The organism is Janthinobacterium sp. NKUCC06_STL (genome assembly GCF_019345455.1).
In the GTDB taxonomy this organism is placed as follows: Bacteria; Pseudomonadota; Gammaproteobacteria; order Burkholderiales; family Burkholderiaceae_D; genus Janthinobacterium; species Janthinobacterium rivuli.
In genome coordinates this window covers 275,958-293,363 of record NZ_JAHKQY010000002.1, presented here as the reverse complement: position 1 = coordinate 293,363, position 17,406 = coordinate 275,958, and the positions used below count along the sequence as shown (strand labels likewise).

Here is a 17,406-nt window from a genome sequence, read left to right as displayed (position 1 = left end):
GGTATCGACACCAGAGAGAAGAAGAGCGCCCGGTACAGCCTTGCGCATGCCTGGCCGCAAGATTGTGCGGCATCCAACACTAGTTGTAATTAGGATACTATCATGCAAGTCAACTATCTGCTGGAATTTGCGGCGCCGGCACTGGCGCGCAGGGCGGCGGCGCCATGAAATACAACGCCGCGCGCCACCGGGAGCGCCCGGCGCCCTGCCCCGCGCCCGATTGCATGCATTTTGCTGGCAGTGTCGGCCGGCTTTGCAGTATGCTGATAAAAAGTAATACTGCCAGGCAGATACATATATAAGAAGAGTTCCCGCAAATGACCGAACAGATGAACGAGAGCTGAACCATGCCAGAAACTAGCGACTTATCTGTCCTGATCGTCGACCCGAACCCCAGCATGCGGGGCAATCTGCACAATATGCTGAACCAGGCGGCCATCACCAAGGTGGAATATGCCGTCAATGCCGGCACGGCCATCCGCTTGCTGACGAAGAAACCGTTCGACATCATCCTGTGCGAATACGATCTTGGTAGCGGCACGGACGGCCAGGATGGCCAGCAATTGCTGGAAGACTTGCGCCACCACAAGCTGATCGGCCTGTGGACGATCTTCATCATGCTGACCTCCGAAGCCATCCACAGCAAGGTCATCAGCGCGGCAGAACTGACCCCTTCCGACTACATATTAAAACCGTTCACCGTCGACGTGCTGAGCGGACGCATCGCGCGCGCCATCGAGCGGCGCGCCATTTTCCTGCCCACGTATCAGCTGATCGACAAGGGCGACTTGCGCGAAGCCGTGAAAAGCTGCCGCGCGGCCGAACTGCAACACCCGCGCCTGGCGGCCGATTTCACCCGCCTGCGCGCCGAGCTGCACATCGCCCTCGACGAATGGAAGGAAGCGGAACAGCTGTACGCCGACATGCTGGCCACGCGCCCCATGGCCTGGGCCCACCTGGGACTGGCGCGCACCCTGTTCGAGCAGCAGCGCCACGAAGAGGCGCAGGACGCGCTGCTGGAACTGGTGGAGGTCTATCCCCGCTTCATGGCCGCCTATGACCTTCTTGCGAAGAACCATGAAGCCATGGGCCAGCAGCTGCAGGCAAAGAAAATCCTCGAGGACGCGGTGGCCATCTCGCCGCACATGGTGCGCCGCCTGCGCCACCTGGGCGGCATCGCCTATGACACGGGCGACATCGGCGCGGCCGAACGGGCGTATAAACAGGTCGTGACGAAAGCGAAGTACTCGGAATTTCGCGACCCGGAAGACCACGTCAACCTGGTCAAGACGCTGGTCAAGAAAGGCGACGCGCCGCAGGCGAGCGGCGTGCTGCGCGACATGGAGCGCTCCTTGCGCGGCGGCGCCAACGTGGAAGCGTGCCGCGCCATTTCGGCCGCCATGCTGCATGAACTGTCGGGCAACGACATCGCCGCCGCCAGCGAACTGCAGCTGGCCGCCGCCGCCCTGGACACGGCGCGGGGCCTGTCGACGCAGCTGAAGGTGGGCCTCGTGCAAAGCTGCCTGAAAAACAACCTGGAGCAAGCCGCGTCCGACGTCATGATGAAACTCGTCAACGAAGCCGACAGCGACGTGACGATGGAAGCGGCCGTCGACGTATTTGAGAAGGCGGGCCGCCACGACCTGGCGCAAGGCATGGGCCAGCAGATCACGCACCAGGTGCAGGAACTGATGCAGGATGCGGCCAGCAAGTCGGAAAGCGGAGAGCTCAAGGGGGCGGTATTCGTGCTGCGCCAGGCCCTGCGCAAAACCCCAGGCAACCTGCCCGTGCTGTTCGCCTCCGTCGACGCCATCCTGCGCCAGCTCAACATGCTGGGCTGGGAAGCCCCGCTGGCCGAACAGGCGCAGCACCAGATGCAGGTGATCAGCAAGATCGACCCCAAGCATCCGAAGCTGGAGTCGCTCAAGCAGCAGTATGCGGCCACGCAGCACAAGTACGGTATTGCCACCTGATGTGAGGGACGCACTGCAAACCTGCTGCGCAGCCCACTCTCGGGTCGGCGTTGCTCGCCGTACTAAAGTACGGCTGCGCTACTCAACCCGACATTGGACTTGCTCGTTACGGTTTGCAGAAGCGTCGTGACGTGCGTTGACGTCAAAAACACACAGCCCATTCTTCACGGCGTAGGTCGGATTAGCGTAGCGTAATCCGACACCATTGCTGGCTCCGCAATGTCGGATTACGCGGCGTGCCGCCGCTAATCCGACCTACGCGCCACACGTGCCAACACCAGCACAATCAACGCCGCGATATTAACGCTCGCCCCTGAGCGTGTAGACCGGCTTCTCGGACTCCCCTTTCTCCGCCATCGCCAGCACGCGCTGCAGTTCCTTGCGCTCGTTGCCCTCCTTGGCCGATGACACCAGCTTGCGCAGGATGGCGACGTGCGCCGTCTGCAGCGCCTGTGCCGCCGGCACGGCGATGTCCGGTTTCACGCCGACGTGCTCCCAGTTGGTTTTGGTGACGACATTGATCGTGCGTGCGGTCGGGATCGCGACTATGATGTCCTGCCCCAGGTTGTACCAGCTCACGGGATTGGAGCCGCCGCCGGTGGTCTCTCCGACCACCGTGCCGCGCTTCTGCGCCTGGATGCCATAGGAGAAATCCTCGCCGCCGGAAAACGTGCGGGCCGAGGTCAGCACGTACACGGGCTTGTCGTAACGCTGTGTGACCGTCTTCACGGTCCAGAACTGCCGCGTCGTGCCGGTCGGACGATCGTACATGTCGATCAGGTGACGCTCGTCGCCGAACGGGAAGAAATGACTCATCAGGTAGGCCACGCTGGCCGGGCTGCCGCCGCCGTTGCGGCGCAGGTCGAGGATCAGCGCATCCGTCCCCGCCATGAGCGACATCGCCGCCGTGTACGCCGCGCCGACGAATTCCGGACCGCCGAAGCCGCGCAGCTCGATATAGCCGACGTTGCCGGGAAGGCGTTCGATCTTCTCGATGTCATAGCCGCGCCGCACGGTCTGGTCGCGCCATTCGTCAATCTTGGCGCGGCTAGGCAGTTCGTCGGCACCGCTGCGCTCACGAAGACCTTCGTAAAACGCGGCGCTGAAATGCAAGTCACCGCTCAACTCCCGCAAGTCCTTCGCCAGCGCCTCGCTGAACGCCTTCACGCTGGCGGCGCTCGCATAACCTCCTGCCGCATTTTTCCTGGTGATCGCACTGCCGACCCGTTCGGCCACCGCTGGTTCGATGTAATTCGCATTCATTTTCGTGACCAGTGTCTGCACGATCGCGGCGCGGGCGGACGCGCTCAGGACAGTGTCCTCCGCCGCGTAGGCGGAAAACGACAACAACGCACCCAATACGACTGCTGCGACAAACTTCTTTCTACCTGCCATACATTCCTCCAAGTTGGACTACGAAGCGTTTGATTGTTGCGTGAAAAAATGCGCGTGATGCGCCCTGCCTCATTCGGCTTTCTTGTCGCGGCGTTGCAGTGCTTCCGTCAGAGCGGGCATATAGGAGCGGCTGGCGCGCAGCACACTGCCGTCGCGCAGGCGCAGCATGGCATCCCGGTTGGTGAGCGAGCGCAGCTCGGCGATCATGTCCAGCCGCACGATGGACGAGCGGTGCACGCGATGAAACTGGCGCGGATCGAGCTGCATGGCCAGGTTGTGCAGGCGCTCACGTACCAGCCAGGTCTTGCCGTTCGCATGCAGGGAGGCGTAATCGCCGTCGGCCTCGATGCGTTCGACCTCCGCAACCGGCACCAGCACCGTACGCGATCCGACACGCACGCTGAAAGTGCGCGCTGCCGGCGTCGCCGACGCTGCGGCACGACCATGGCCGCGATAGGGAAAAGCCTGCTCAGCACGGTCAAGGGCTTCGTCGAAGCGTTCGTCATCGACGGGCTTGAGCAGGTAATCGAGGGCGGCCAGTTCGAAGGCTTGCAGGGCGAAGCCATCGTAGGCGGTGAGCAGGATCGCCATCGGCCGCTGCGCCGGCGGCAGTGCGGCCAGCATGTCGAGGCCGGACTTGCCCGGCATTTCGACGTCGACGAACACCAGGTCGGGCTTCAGCGCCAGAATACCTTCGCCAGCGCTGGCGCCGTCACCGAATTGGCCAACCAGCGTGAAGGCATCGCGCCGGGCCAGCCTGACTTCGACCGCCAGCCTGGCCAGCGGCTCGTCGTCGATGATAACGACCCGGATGCTCATGCCGCCGCCCCCATACTGCGCAGCGGCATGGCGATGCGCACGTGGAAGCGACCGTCCGTACGCCAGCCTGCGTCCACCTCTTGAGCCTCGCCGTACAGGTGGCGCAGCCGTTCCCTGACGTTGCTCAGGCCGATCCCGCTTTCCGCGTGCGCCCGCTGCTGGCCGTCGTTCCGCACGTCGATGAGCAGGCGCGCCCCGGCGCGCTCGACCAGAATATCGAGCCGGCCGGGAGCGGCCAGCGGCGCGATGCCGTGGCGGATCGCATTCTCCACCAGCGGCTGCAGCATCAGATAGGGCACGACGCTGTCGAGCAGGTCAGGGCCGGCCTTCATCGTCAGGCGCAGGCGCTCGCCGAGCCGCGCCTTTTCGATGGCGAGGTAGGCGTCGAGCAGGGCCAATTCATCGGCAAGCGTATGCTCGTGGCGGCCGTCGTGTGCGAGGGTGGCGCGCAGGAAGTCGGACACGCACGCGAGCATGCGGTTGGCTTCACGGTTGGACTGCGCCGACACCAGCGCGGAAATCGCGTTCAGGGAGTTGAACAGGAAATGCGGATTGACCTGCAGGCGCAGCGCGCGCAGCTCGGCGTCGCGCGCCGCGCTTTGCGCCTGGACGAGATGCAGGCGGACCTGTTGCAGCGACAGGTAATACACCCCCACCGCATGCACCGCGCAGAACGCGATCAGCGCCAGCCAGCAGCTATCCAGACCCCGTGCGAGAGAGGCCCAGTGGTAGCCCTTCTCCATTCCGAGCGAAATTCCAAGGCGCTGCCCCAGCAAGGCGTTCACAATGGCCATTGCGTAGGTGACCGCCAACAGTATCATCCCCATCCGCAGCCACGACCATTCGCGGCGCCACATGGCCCGCTGCAGCAGCGTCAGCGGAATCAGCCACACCAGGCAGGCGACGAAGAAAAGCGTACGAAAGGCAACTATATAGCCATTACTGTAGGCCGGCAGACCGAGGATGGCCATGCAGGCGCACACCGGCAGCGCGGCCAGCACGGGAACGAGCAAGGGCGTTTCGACCTTCACGCCGGGCTTCCAAAAATGCAACTCCGCAATTCTGTTGTGTCAGTCAGCCATCGAATGGAAGGTAAAACGCGCATGGAAAGTCCCGAGCTACGAAAGCCACCACCTTAAGCGATAGCCGGACGGCGGTCCAGTCAAATGCGCCGACCCGTGCATGCCCTGCGACCAGCCGGTTCAGGCTCCGGTAATGTGCTCGCGGGCGTCGAGTTCATGCGCATGCGCCGCAAGGGCCAGGCCACGCCGACGGTGGCCTGCCAGACAGCGCAGCCGTAGACCTCCCTGCCGCGCTGGCACTTAACAGGTAAAGCCGCCGTCGACGGTAATGCTTTGTCCTGTGATGAAGGCAGAATCGTCGGACAGCAGGAAACGCACGACGCCGACCACGTCGGCGACGGTGCCGAAACGGCCCATCGGCGTGAGACCGATGATCTTCTGTTTCTCCACTTCCGAGGTCGCATCCGCCATCTCGGTGGCGATCAAGCCTGGCGCGACCACGTTTACGCGCACCATGCGTTCGCCCAGCTCGCGCGCGAGGCAGCGGCTGAAGCCGTCGAGCGCGCTCTTGGTCGCGCCGTAGATCGACATGCCGGAAAAGCCGCGCTTGCCGGAAATCGAACCGATGTTAATGATGCTGCCGGCCCCTTCCCTGAGCAAATAAGGCGCCACGAAATGCGTGATGCGGATCAAGGCCTCGAGGTTGGTGCTCAGCAGCTTTTGCAACAGTTCCTCGTTCATCATCGTCAGCAACTGGCCGTCGCTATAGCCGGCATTGTTGACCAGCCCCGAAATGGCGCCGTAGCGGCGTGCCACTTCCTTGACGAATTTCTTGGTCTCGGCGCCGTTGGTGATGTCGAGCGCGCGCCAGCAGAAGCGGTTCTCGTCCGGATCGGCCGCGCGCAGTTCGCGGATGAAGGCCGTCTCGTTGCGGCTGCAGGTAGCTACGATGTGGCCGCATGCCAGCGCGTCGCGCACGAAGGCCTGGCCCAGGCCGCGGCTGCCGCCGGTGATGATGATCGCACCATTTTTTCGCATGAGAACTCCTTAATCGGTTTTCCAGGTGTAGTTGCTGGCACGCCGGTGGGTGCCGATGGCGTAGACGCGGCGCGCCATCAGCATGATCAGGCGGCCCAGCATGTGCGCCGGCTGCGGCATCGGGCGCAGCACGTCCACGATCAGCACGACCCGCACTTCCTTGGCGTCGTTGATGATTTCGTGGTCCCAGCTGTCGTCGAACAGCACTGCCTCGCCTTCCTTCCAGGTGTACTTGGTGTCGTGCAGCAGCAGCGACGGCGGATTGTGCTTCGGCACTTTCAGGCCGAGGTGATAGCGCAGGTAGTAGCGCGAGGGGCTGGTGTGGCGCGGGATCGACTTGCCGGGATCGAGGATCGAGAAGAATCCCTGGCACAGGTGCGGAATCGCGTCGAGCAGTTCGCAGGTCTTCGGGCACTGCTTGCGGTTGAATTCCGGCTTCTCGCCGTAGCAGTACAGCATGAACACGTTCCAGCGCTTCTCGCGGTTGTAGCGGCCCGAGGCATACAACAGGTCGATATCGATGTCGTGGTAGCGCGGCATTTCGTGCTGGTGCGGCAGCACGGCGTCAAGCTCGGCCCGGATCGCGTCGTAGTTCTGCTCGAACAGGCGCAAGGCGGGACAGGTCTCGTCGATGTCGAAGTACAGCGGCCGCTTGTCGCCCCCGATCACCCGGTTGAAGATGGGGTTGAACACGCTGACGATCTTGTAGTTGAGCAGGCGCGTCCTGGCGATGAAGTAGAGTTTTTTCAGCAGCATCATGGTTCCCCGTCGTGGCGCCCGACTGCCAGCACGCCGTTGAGTCCGCCAAAGGCGAACGAATTGCACAGTGCATGGCGCTTGCCATGCCCGATGGCCGTCCCATGGACGATGTTGAGCCTGCTGGCGGGGTCGGGAATGTGCGGCGCGCCGATCGGCGGAACCACCCCGTGTTCGAGCGCCAGCAGCGCGCTGATGCATTCCAGCGCGCCGGTGGCGCCCAAAGCGTGCCCGTGGATCGCCTTGCCGCCCGAGACAGGCACGCTGGCGCCGTGGCGGCCGAACACTGCGTGGATGGCCTCGCTCTCGGCCGCGTCGTTGAGCAAGGTGCCGGTGCCGTGCGCGATCACGAAGCCGACCTGCTCGACGTCGAGCCCGGCACTCTTGACGGCCCGCGCGATGCAGCGCGCCATACTGGCGCTGTCGGGACGGGTCCAGTCGGCGGCCGAGGCGTTCATCGCAAAGCCGCAGATTTCGCCAAGGATGGTGGCGCCGCGCGCGCGCGCCGAGGCCAGCGTTTCGAGCACCAGCACGCCGGCGCCCTCGCCCAGCACCATGCCATTGCGGTCGGCCCCGAAGGGCCGGCAGGCATCCGGCGAAAGCACGCGCATCTGGCGCCACGCGCTGTACAGGCTGTACGACGGCAACTGTTCGCTGCCGCCGGCCAGCATCACGTCGGCCAGGCCGGCGCGTATCATTTGGTAAGCCTGTCCGATGGCGTGCGTGGCCGAGGCGCAGGCGCTCACCACCGAGTGGCTCGGCCCTTGCAGGCCGAAGGCCATCGAGACAGTGCTCGCGCCGGCGTTGGCCATGGCGCGGATCAGGGTTTGTGGCGCCGGCGGACGCCGCTTGACATACACCCGGAAGCCGGCCAGGTTGCGCGCATCCTCGCCGCCCATCGCCGTGCCCAGCACCACGCCGACCTCTTCCCTGTTCTCCATCAGGTAGTCGAAGCCGGCCTGGCGCATCGCCTGTTCGGCCGCGTGCAGGGCGAAGCGTGCGAAATCGTCGATGCTTTCGGGCGATATATTGGCCGCCACCGTGCGCGCGGCCGGCAGGCTGACCTGGGCGCCGATCAGGCGTACCGGTTCCTGCGCCGTCGCGCACCACTGCTCGCCCTCGCGGCTGAGCGCGGCCACGCCGCTGCGCCCGTTGCGCAAATTGTCCCAATAACTGGCCAGGTCGTTGCCGGCGGCCGAGACCACGCCCATTCCCGTGACCACCACGCGCCGTTGGGCGGCCATGTGCAAGCTCGTCATGCCGGGCAACGCTTGATGGCGAGCACCGAATTCATGCCGCCCAGGCCGAAGGAATTGGACAAGGCGGCATCGATCCGCTTTTCGCGCAGTTCATTGGGCACCATGTCGATGTCGCACAGCGGATCGCGTTCGAGGAAATTGGCGGTCGGCGGGATCAGGCCGTGCTTGAGCGCGAGGGTGGCGGCGATCAACTCGAAGCCGCCGGTCGCGCCCAGCGCGTGCCCGTGCACCGCCTTGGTCGACGACACGGCCACCGCGTCGCGCGCACCGAACACGCTGCGGATCGCCGCGCTTTCGACCAGGTCGTTCGATTCGGTGCCGCTGCCGTGGGCGTTGATGTAGCCGATCTGATCGGGGCGCAGGCCGGCCGAGCGCATCGCCTTGTTCATGGCCGCAGCCGAGCCCTGCGCGAGCGGGTTGACCGGGTCGCCCGCGTCCGAGGTGATGCCGACGCCCGCCAGTTCGGCGTACACGACGGCGCCGCGCGCGCGCGCCGAGGCCAGCGTTTCGAGCGCCACCACGCCGGCGCCCTCGCCCAGCGCCAGGCCGCTGCGGCCGCTCGAAAACGGGCGGCAGGTGTCGCTGGCCAGCACGCCCATGGCCTGGAAGGCGAGCAGGGTCGAATAGATGACGCTGGCCTCGCTGCCGCCGCTGATGGCGTAGCCGGCGTGGCCGTGGCGCAGCATCAAAAAGGCCTGCGCGATCGCGTGCGTGCCCGAGGCGCAGCCGCTATGGACCACGAAGGCCGGGCCCGTGAAGCCAAATTCCATCGAGATGCAGCTGACCGACGCCTGATGGTTGGTACGCACCACCAGCGCAGGATTGCAGCTCTTTTTGCCGAGGTGGAACAGGCGGATCGCCTCGGCCTCGCGCGAGGCCTCGCCGCCGCTGGTGGTGCCCAGGATCACGGCCACCTGGTCGCCCGGAACCTGTTCGCGGTTCCAGCCGGCGTCGGCGATCGCCTCCTGGGCCGCCACCAGCGCGTACTGCGAGAACGGGTCGAGCAGCGGTTGCTGGCTGGTGCGTATGTGCTGCTGCAACTGGAAGCCTTCGACTACGGCGGCCGGCGCCGTGATCGTATGCCCCACCTGGGTCCGGGTGACGGGACGGATCGCCGATTTGGCATGGACCAGCGCATCCCAGAACGGCGCCACCCCGATCCCGCTCGCCGACACGCAGCCCATGCCGGTGATGACCACCCTTTGCTCGTCGCTCAGCTCATGCATCGGCGACCACCGTCCCGACCGCTCCGCTCTTGCGGCGCTCCTGGTCGACGTGGACGCAGGCGTCCTCGATGGTATCCAGGGTCATCAAGGTGTAGAGTTCGATCTCGATGTCGAAGGCGTCGTTGATCTCGAACACGATCATCGCCATTTCCAGCGACGCAATGTCGAACTTGTCGAAGCGGGTCGCGGGGGTGAGCTCGGTTTCGATCAGCGAGGGCTTGACCTTGCGGATGGCTTCGTAAATGACACGTTCAGATTCTCGCATAAGATTGCTCCATTTGGCAGGGTTGATTGATTACGACGGGCTGACGACGACACTGAGGGAACTGGTCACGACGTTGCCGTTGGCGTCGCTGACGCTGAGCACATAGTCGGTCGTGACGGCCGGGTTGACGACGACGCTGCCCTTGGCCACCTGGTCGCTGGCGATGGCACGGCTCACGCCGTTCGCGCCAAGATTGGCCGACAGCGCCAGGCTGGTTTGCCATTGCAGCGTCACCGCCGTGCCGGCGGCCACGCTATAGGCGCTGGCGAGGAACACCTGCACCTGCAGCGAAGGATAATCGCCCAGGTATTGAACCACAGGCCCGTAGGCGCCGCTGGCCGTGAGCCGGAAATAGCCGGTGAACTGGTCAACCTGCCAAACGCCGTTGCTCACGCCGACCTGGCAGGTGTTGGTCACGCCGAAGGCCGGATAGCGGAAGTAATCGACCGTCACCGGCTTGAACGGGATGTCGATCTGCGCCAGCACCGGCTGGCCAAGCCCGGTCGCGCGCAACGTGTAGGTGGCCGAATTGCCTTGCAACCTGTTGTAGGGCTGCACGGGCATGCTGCCGGAACTGCCCACCTGTACCACGCCCTTGTCCGTGGTCAGTTGCACCGTTTGGGCGTAGTCGACATTCCAGCTCAAGGTGACGGTATCGAAATAATTGATGGCCGGGCTGTTTTTGGGTTCGAAACTCTCGACCACCGGCACGCTGATCGTCACCACCACGATGTCGCGCGCGAATTCTTGCGAAGGCGTCCACGCGTAGAAAGTGTAGGCGACCTGCACCGCGCCGGGGGCCACGTCCTTCGACGGTGTCGTGACCAGCTGGTCGATGGTCTTGTACTGGTTCGGCAGCGGCGAAATCGTCACGTAGGCGGCCTTGGCCGCCGTCCATTTCAGGGTCGTACTCTGGCCCAGGCCGACAATCTGCGGGATCGCCTGCGCCACGATGCTGAGCACGGCGACGCTTTTTGATACCGGGAAGCTGGTCTTGGCCTGGCCGGCGCCGATGAACTCATCGAGCAGCACGGACACGTTGCCCTGCTCCAGATTGATGACCACCGCATTGAATTCGAAGGCCAGGAAGGCGCCCGCGGCGAGCGTGACGTTCTGGCTCGGCGAAATCAGGAAATTGTACGGGGCGGCCGAGGCGTTCTTGCTGCAGCGCCAGCTGGCAGGCGCCCCGGTGTTGACCGTGCTCAAGTCCGCCGTCAAGTCGGTAGCGCCGCTGCCCACCGGCAGGCAGATGTAGATTTCATCGTTCGGCGTCAGCTGCAAGGGCTTGGCGCCGCCGTTGCTGGCCACGAGGGTGAAATTGACGCGGCTGTTGGCCACGGCCGTGGCCGGGGAGAGTACATAAGTGAGGACTGTCGCGCTCATCGCATCTTTCTTCTATCAGGGTAAATGAAAAATCAAGCCTGGTCGCCGCCCAGGGCGCCGCTCAGCTTGAGCCAGCCTTCGCTCAGGATCGGCCGCGTGGCCGGCAGCGCCGCCACGGCGGCGGCGCTGGTGAGCGCGTCGCTCTCGCTCCAGGTGGTCACGCCGGAGCGCTCGACCCAGGTCCATACGCCTTTCACGCTGGCCGGCAGCGGCAACTGGATCTGCGGCGTTTCAAGCAATACCGGACCGGTGCGGAAGGTCGTGGACATATTGTTGAGCGCGCTGTTAACCGGACCGGCCGGCAACGACAGCCATTGCACCGGCAGGTAGCCGGAGATGGCCGGCATCCAGCCGCGCGGGTCGACCAGCATCGTCACGCTGTGGGTGGTCACGCCGTCGGCCACGGTGGTGAAGCCGGGGTCGCCCACCAGGTAGGAGTTCGGGCCAGGCGCGCCGGGCGCGCCGCTGGCGGCCAGGTCGCTGGCCATGCGCGCGAGTTTGTCGCGCGGCGCCAGAGTGCGGTCGGCCATCACCCGGCGCGGGATGGCGAGCCGGTCGTCATAGCCGTAATAGGGATAAAAGCAACTGTAGTCGTCGTCGAGGAAGTAACCCATCACGCCGTTGTTGCTCAAGCTGATGTCGCCGATGCGCAGCGGCAGCGCCACCGACGTGAAGTCCCCGGTGACGTTCATGCCGGTGTCGGCCCATGACTGGTCGTTGGCGTCCGAGCCGCTCACGCCGAGCGTGACGAGGGCGCGCACCATCGCGATCGGGCGGCCCAGCAGGATCGCCAGATTGCCCTGGATCGGCTGGCCCAGGGGGTCGACTTTCCACAGGCTCGAATCTATCACGTCGAGCAACTCCTGCAGGGCCGGACATCCCTCCGAGCCGCGCAGCAGGATGCCGTCGACGAAATCGTTCAGGTGCCGCATGGCTGGGCCGAATTCGGGCGGGCTGCCCAGCACCGCATTGCTGCCGGGCACGGCGTCCCAGCGCAAGCCGGAGCCGACATCGACCGCGTCGTTGCCGTAGTCGATGAGCATCACCTCGCCCAGGTTGTTGCCGGCCGGGTCGAACACCACCAGGCTATGGTCGATATGGTTCGGGATCACCCAACCGCAGATGGCGCTGGTGAGGTCCGACGAATTGCTGCGCACGCTGTCATCGTCCGCTTTCACCATGCGGAAGTCCAGCCGCAGCGGCTGCGTCACGCGCGGCGTCAGCTGCATGTATTTGCTGTTGCCCTCGCCCAAGGTCACCAGGCTGGCGCTGCGGATCGGTTGGAGGTTGTCGCTCAGTTGCGAGCCGCGCAGGATCTGGCCGTAGGCATCGACCACTTGCAGCTTCGGGATGCGGAAATGGCCGGCGTGGATAGGAAAGAACAGGTCGGCGCCCGCATCGGGCAGGTAGCTGGCCACGTCGGCGAGCAGTTCGGCGATCTCGGTCTTCTGGACGGAGCTGAGCTTGCTCATTTTCAGCTGTTGCATGATCAGTTGCTGGATGATGCCGGACATCGATTGGGCCAGCACGTCGAACTGGCCGATAGTGGCGGCCATGTCGCGCAATTCGTCGATCTGGTATTGCGGCAACAGGGCCGTGTTCGGATCGCTGTTGAGGAAGTCGTTGAGCTTGTCCTGCAGGCCGAGCGCGCTTTGCCCGTTCAGGATGCTGCGTCCGGTGTAGGTGGCGGCGGCGGCTGTCACGGTGGTGCCGGTCCATTCGAAATCGAGTTCGTCGAGCTGCCAGTCCGCCAGCATCGCTTGCGGGGTGGCGGCGCTCGGATGCCATTCGATTTCCCAGTCGAGGTAAATCGGCGCCCACGGCGGGGTCCAGGCGGCAACCGACAGCTTGGCCGGCGGCACGCCATACAGGCCGGCGGTCCCGGCGATCGTGCGCACGTCGACCACCTCGGCGGCCGGCCCGTTCCAGGCCAGCGTTTGCTGGCGCGCGATTTGCGCGCTCAGGTCGGCCAGCTGGGCCGCGCTCGGGACAATGTTCGCCTTTTCGAACGCGCGCGCGGCGATCAATTGGGCGTTGTTGGTGTCGAGCAGGAAGGTCTCGAACCAATAGTCATGCATTTCCTTCGGGATCATGACGCCGGCCGGCCACACGATGGCCGGGAAATCGCCCACCGCCAGCGTCACGTCAAACGGCACCGGTGTGTAGACGACGTCGATCGCGTAAATGGTCTGGCCGGTGAAGCGGGTGAACAGCTGGCCGTCGCCGGCGCTGGAGCCCAGGGCGCCGAACTTGGTGTCCTGGCTGGCGCCAGCGAGCAGAATCACCGGGTCCTGGCGGTAGTTGAAGCGCGCCTGGTTGATCGTGTTCATCGTCAGGTTCAGCGGCGCGACTAGGGTCTGCAGCGCCGCCCTGTCCTGCTCCAGGGTCAGCGTGAGCGCGGCGATCTGGTCTTGCAGCGCGCCGACCTGCGGGCTCAGTGCATCGATCTGCGCCTGCGCCTTGGCGCCATAGCCGGGATTGGTGCGCGGATAGTTTTCCAGTTTCCAGTAAGCCGCGTACAACTGCCACTTCAAGGTGGCCAGCAAGGCGGTGTCGGCGTCGAGCCGGTACTGGTCGCTGTTGAGCTTGATCAAGGCCGCGGTTGCGGCCGGATCGAGCGGCACCGAATAGGCGCCCGTCGGGATGTCGGTCGGCGACGAGGTTTGCCCGTCCTGGAAAACGACCCATTGCTTGCCGCCGCCCTGGGTGGCGAAACGCGCCGCCTGCGACTGGACCAGGAACACGCTGCGGTTGTCGACGTAGTCGTACACCATGTCCTGCTGGAACGCGAGCAGCAAAGCCTCGGCCTCGACGCTGCCGACTTCCTTGGCCAGCCAGGCCGACAGCGCCTCCTCGGCGTTGGCGCCGATCGCCACCGTGGGCGGATTGGTGCCGTCCAGGATCTTGTTGATCGGGTAAAACTCGTCGCTCCCCTTCCATTGCAAGCCATACACGAAGCCGTGGCACAGGTTCTGCGCCGGCCACTGATTCTGGGCGGCGGTCAGGGGCGGGCCGCCGCTGACCGGGTTGGCCGCCAGCCAGGCCTGCCAGTCCAGCTCGGCGTCGGCCAGGTCGGCGTCATTGCCGACGCTCCACTGCATGGTATCCATGATGGCCCGCCACTGCTCTTCGGTAGTGAAGCCGGACGGCAGGTCGACCGTCTTGCCATAGAGCGGATCGTCGTCCGGCGTGGCATACCAGCCGCAGCTGCTGTAGCTGTACACGCCGGCGGCCGCGCCCGCCATGTCGTCGTGGAAGGCAAGCACGTTGGTCATGTTGTCGTACACCGCGACATAGGTCGGGTCGCCCGGCCCCATCGCCTGCAGGAAGGCCTTGCCGTAGGTCGAGGTGGTGCCGTCCCAGGCGCTCAGGTCGAAGCGCCGGCCGATGTAGCGCAAGGTGCTGCCGCCGTCGGGATCGGGAAACACGTGCGTGCCTTCGGGCGCGGGGCCGAGGTAATCGCTCTCGAGCACCCAGGCCGTCAATTGCGGCACGTCGCCGGGCTGGGCGATGAAGCTGCGCGTGACGATCCAGCGGTTCGGCAGCGAGGGGAAGCTGACGCCGCCGAGCGCGTCCACCTGGCCATGGCGCAGCGCGCTGGGCACGGTCCAGATCAGGTGGATACCGAGCGCGGGCGGGTTCGACGCAATTTCAAACGCGCTCGGCTGCGGCTGCCCGAGGCGCAGGCCGAGCTGGTCGTACTGCACCGCGACGGCGGCCCAGTCGCCCGTCTGGTTCGGAGCGCCCACCATCAGCGCGTCGAGGTAGATCGGGGTCAGCAGGACCGGGCCGGCCCAGGTTGGATTGACGATAGGCGTGCTCATGCTTTCACCAGATTTCCGTTGCAAATTTTTCCAGTCGCGGGTTCGAATTGCTGCAAGCCCGCCCCCTTGACCATCTCGACCGCGAATTGCGAGGAAGTAAAAGCAGCGCCGGCCTGCCAGGCGCCCAGGCCGACCAGCTTGTCCACCATGGCGTCCTTGCATTTGACGATGTCGAGCACGCCGCTGGCGCGGTCGCCGTTGCGAAACGCGATCGGCGAGGTGAAGGCATCGCCGTGACTATCGTTGATCTGCTTGCCGGCCGGGAAGGCGCCGCCCAGGCCGCGCAGGGCGATCTGGTATGCGCCCGGCTCGGCCGGCACGCCGATGACGCCGAAATGCAAGCCTTCCGGCGGTTCCGAGAAGTTGACCAGCTGCGGCACGCCGTTGAACAGGGCCAGCAGCACGTTGTCGGACAGCCGGTCCAGGCGCAGCAGGGGAACCGGCCTGGTGCCCAGGACGTCGAAGAAGGCGTTTACCTCCATACCCGGCCAGCCCGTGACGGCGGCCGACCGCAGCAGCACGCCGGTCACCGTGCCGCCCACCTCCAGCGTGGGCGGCAGCGCCTTGCGGCGCAGCTTGGGGCGCACGTTGCCGACGGCGAGCGCGGCCTGCTGGGCCAGGCGCTCGAAGGTGCGCAGCACTTGCGCGTAATCCTGCGACGAGCCGAGCGCGATGTTGACGGCGCCGTTGACGGCGCAATCGGCCCAGTTCTGGTCCATGTAAAAGAAGCGGATCGATTCAGGCGGCAGCATGGCCGCGTCCGGTACCAGATATTCGAACGGCACGCCGTACAGCAGGCACAGCTCGGCCAGCCAGGCGACGATGTCGTCGGGAATGTCGAGCAGGCCATTTTCCTTATCGCCATCGGTCCTGGTCAGCGCCTGCTGGTACATCTTGAGCAACTCGGTCGCGCCGCTATGGCTGCTTGTGGTCATGTGAACTTCCTCGTTTAGTTTGGCTTGCGCACGTGCTGGTGCAACAGGTGCAGCGCGTCCTCGCCGGCGGCGATGCGCTCCTCCCAGTCCGGCACCACGCCGGGCAACAGGTCCTCGTCGCGCCGCTCATGCGCCTTGAGCGGGGCAATCGAGACGGCCTGCCCGGCCACCCTCGAGAGCACCGCCAGCAGTACCGGCGTGACGCCGGCGCGCGGCTGCTGGAACTGGTCGGCCAGGCCGTGCAGGTGGTCCGAGGCGACGGCCGACAGGGCCGCCTGGTAACTGTTGATGCGCCACTGGAACAGCGAACTGGCGAAGGCCGCGTCAGACAAGCCGAGCAACTGGCCTATTTGCCAGGCGCTGGCGTAAGACATGTTGAACAAGCCGTTGGCCGGGTCGTAGCGGATCGCGCGGTCGCTGAAGAAATACGGGCCCAGCGGGTCGGCCTTGGTGGGCACCGGCGACAGGGGGCCGCGGTACCAGGACGTCGTCACTTCGCCGCTGCGGGTCACGTTTTGCAGGGGAATGTAGCCGATCTGGAGTGCCTCCACGGCCGTTTTCTCGGCTCCGCTCAAGACGGCGGGGAATGGTCGGTGGGTCGGCTGCATCAGGTCGACCCCGCCCTGCCCGCACAGGTTCTGCATGTAGTCGAGGAAGCTGCCGCGCGGGCCGGCGGCGGTGAACTTCCAGGTCGCCAGGCAAACCAGGCGGATCGTCTTGTATTGGGCCGCGATGGCGGGGCCGCCGTGCAGATGCGCCTGCTGGCCTTCGAGCGAGACCAGGAAACAGCTGTTGTCGCAGCCGCTCCTGGGCAGCCGGTTGCCGACGGCGACCGAAAACCAGCCGTCCTCGACCATGCCCAGCACCTCTTTCTGGTCCGTGTTGACTTCGCGCACGTGGGCCAGCAGCGGCAGTTCGGCCAGCGACGGCGCGAGCGCGAGGAAGGCGGCCAGGTCGAGGTCGATGGCCAGCAGTTGCGAGGCCAGTTCATCGGCACTGAGGGTGTCCGCGTCGATCAGGGTCGGCCCCAGGATGGACGGGTCGCCCGGGTCGATCAGCTGCGCCACCGTGATCACCTGCGGGGTGGCGCCTTTGAGCTCGTCCGGATACAGCGTCAGCAGGCCGATCCAGGGCGGCGTGGTGCCGTCGTTGTCGCCCGCGTTGTTGGTGTTGCCGTCGATCGACCTGACCCACGGCAAGGTGCGGGTGCGCAACACCACGTGCGGCAGCGATTCCTCGTAGTTGCCGACCATATTGGCCGGCGGATAGACCAGCTGCAAGTCCTGGGACGGCAGCTGGAAGCGCGGGCCGCTCACCAGGAACGGGGTTTGCACGCCGAAGCTGTTGCCCTTCACATCGGCCTTGAGCCCGTCGACCGTCTGCTGCGCCTGCAACCAGTAGGAACCTGCCTGGAGCGGGGGCTCGGCGGCGCAATAGAAGCGGATCTGTCCCGCTGCGAGCGGCACATCCTCGTCGGCGATGGCGATGGCGATATCGTTCATGGACTTGTC

The 17,406-nt window shown here is 65.3% G+C and carries 13 protein-coding genes; 1 reads left to right on the top strand and 12 read right to left on the bottom strand.

Going from position 1 to position 17,406, the window contains the following annotated elements:
* The first annotated feature begins 347 nt into the window (after positions 1-347).
* Positions 348-1,973 (top strand): tetratricopeptide repeat-containing response regulator, encoded by a 1,626-nt coding sequence (locus tag KO539_RS10250; protein WP_219308983.1) that lies wholly within the window; start codon positions 348-350, stop codon positions 1,971-1,973.
* Between the two features lie 300 nt (positions 1,974-2,273).
* Here KO539_RS10250 and KO539_RS10245 read toward each other — a convergent pair whose 3' ends face one another.
* From KO539_RS10245 to KO539_RS10190, 12 genes are all read right to left on the bottom strand, one after another.
* Positions 2,274-3,368, bottom strand: coding sequence for a S41 family peptidase (locus tag KO539_RS10245; protein WP_219308981.1), 1,095 nt, complete (start codon positions 3,366-3,368; stop codon positions 2,274-2,276).
* A 69-nt stretch (positions 3,369-3,437) separates the two neighbouring features.
* A complete protein-coding gene (locus KO539_RS10240; protein WP_219308980.1) occupies positions 3,438-4,187 on the bottom strand; it encodes a LytTR family DNA-binding domain-containing protein in 750 nt (249 codons plus the stop codon).
* A complete protein-coding gene (locus tag KO539_RS10235) occupies positions 4,184-5,218 on the bottom strand; it encodes a sensor histidine kinase (RefSeq protein WP_374106382.1) in 1,035 nt (344 codons plus the stop codon). The genes KO539_RS10240 and KO539_RS10235 overlap by 4 nt, the downstream gene beginning before the upstream one ends.
* A 291-nt stretch (positions 5,219-5,509) precedes the next feature.
* A complete protein-coding gene (locus KO539_RS10230) occupies positions 5,510-6,247 on the bottom strand; it encodes an SDR family NAD(P)-dependent oxidoreductase (protein WP_219308978.1) in 738 nt (245 codons plus the stop codon).
* A gap of 9 nt (positions 6,248-6,256) precedes the next feature.
* Positions 6,257-7,006, bottom strand: a complete 750-nt coding sequence (locus KO539_RS10225; protein WP_219308976.1) for an aspartyl/asparaginyl beta-hydroxylase domain-containing protein — start codon at positions 7,004-7,006, stop codon at positions 6,257-6,259.
* The gene (locus tag KO539_RS10220; RefSeq protein ID WP_219308974.1) at positions 7,003-8,262 is read right to left on the bottom strand and encodes a beta-ketoacyl synthase; all 1,260 of its coding nucleotides are present in this window, start codon (positions 8,260-8,262) and stop codon (positions 7,003-7,005) included. Before KO539_RS10220 ends, KO539_RS10225 begins: the two co-directional genes overlap by 4 nt.
* Positions 8,259-9,488 carry a beta-ketoacyl synthase gene (locus KO539_RS10215; RefSeq protein WP_219308972.1) on the bottom strand — a complete coding sequence of 410 codons (1,230 nt, stop codon included), beginning with the start codon at positions 9,486-9,488 and terminating at the stop codon, positions 8,259-8,261. The genes KO539_RS10220 and KO539_RS10215 overlap by 4 nt, the downstream gene beginning before the upstream one ends.
* A complete protein-coding gene (locus tag KO539_RS10210; RefSeq protein WP_176389636.1) occupies positions 9,481-9,753 on the bottom strand; it encodes a phosphopantetheine-binding protein in 273 nt (90 codons plus the stop codon). Before KO539_RS10210 ends, KO539_RS10215 begins: the two co-directional genes overlap by 8 nt.
* Before the next feature lie 30 nt (positions 9,754-9,783).
* Positions 9,784-11,136 carry a hypothetical protein gene (locus KO539_RS10205; protein ID WP_219308970.1) on the bottom strand — a complete coding sequence of 451 codons (1,353 nt, stop codon included), beginning with the start codon at positions 11,134-11,136 and terminating at the stop codon, positions 9,784-9,786.
* 32 nt (positions 11,137-11,168) lie between these two features.
* Positions 11,169-14,960 (bottom strand): hypothetical protein, encoded by a 3,792-nt coding sequence (locus KO539_RS10200; protein ID WP_219308967.1) that lies wholly within the window; start codon positions 14,958-14,960, stop codon positions 11,169-11,171.
* Positions 14,957-15,895: a hypothetical protein gene (locus KO539_RS10195; RefSeq protein ID WP_219308965.1), complete on the bottom strand. Its 939-nt coding sequence runs from the start codon at positions 15,893-15,895 to the stop codon at positions 14,957-14,959. The genes KO539_RS10200 and KO539_RS10195 overlap by 4 nt, the downstream gene beginning before the upstream one ends.
* A 14-nt stretch (positions 15,896-15,909) precedes the next feature.
* Positions 15,910-17,397 carry a hypothetical protein gene (locus KO539_RS10190; protein WP_219308963.1) on the bottom strand — a complete coding sequence of 496 codons (1,488 nt, stop codon included), beginning with the start codon at positions 17,395-17,397 and terminating at the stop codon, positions 15,910-15,912.
* Positions 17,398-17,406: the final 9 nt, after the last annotated feature.

Excerpts from the sequence above, each read along its gene's own strand:
- KO539_RS10210 (WP_176389636.1), bottom strand. The coding sequence starts at position 9,753 with ATGCGAGAATCTGAACGTGTCATTTACGAAGCCATCCGCAAGGTCAAG.
- KO539_RS10205 (WP_219308970.1), bottom strand. The coding sequence starts at position 11,136 with ATGAGCGCGACAGTCCTCACTTATGTACTCTCCCCGGCCACGGCCGTG.
- KO539_RS10230 (WP_219308978.1), bottom strand. The coding sequence starts at position 6,247 with ATGCGAAAAAATGGTGCGATCATCATCACCGGCGGCAGCCGCGGCCTG.
- KO539_RS10215 (WP_219308972.1), bottom strand. The coding sequence starts at position 9,488 with ATGCATGAGCTGAGCGACGAGCAAAGGGTGGTCATCACCGGCATGGGC.
- KO539_RS10200 (WP_219308967.1), bottom strand. The coding sequence starts at position 14,960 with ATGAGCACGCCTATCGTCAATCCAACCTGGGCCGGCCCGGTCCTGCTG.
- KO539_RS10245 (WP_219308981.1), bottom strand. The coding sequence starts at position 3,368 with ATGGCAGGTAGAAAGAAGTTTGTCGCAGCAGTCGTATTGGGTGCGTTG.
- KO539_RS10220 (WP_219308974.1), bottom strand. The coding sequence starts at position 8,262 with ATGACGAGCTTGCACATGGCCGCCCAACGGCGCGTGGTGGTCACGGGA.
- KO539_RS10240 (WP_219308980.1), bottom strand. The coding sequence starts at position 4,187 with ATGAGCATCCGGGTCGTTATCATCGACGACGAGCCGCTGGCCAGGCTG.
- KO539_RS10225 (WP_219308976.1), bottom strand. The coding sequence starts at position 7,006 with ATGATGCTGCTGAAAAAACTCTACTTCATCGCCAGGACGCGCCTGCTC.
- KO539_RS10250 (WP_219308983.1), top strand. The coding sequence starts at position 348 with ATGCCAGAAACTAGCGACTTATCTGTCCTGATCGTCGACCCGAACCCC.
- KO539_RS10195 (WP_219308965.1), bottom strand. The coding sequence starts at position 15,895 with ATGACCACAAGCAGCCATAGCGGCGCGACCGAGTTGCTCAAGATGTAC.
- KO539_RS10190 (WP_219308963.1), bottom strand. The coding sequence starts at position 17,397 with ATGAACGATATCGCCATCGCCATCGCCGACGAGGATGTGCCGCTCGCA.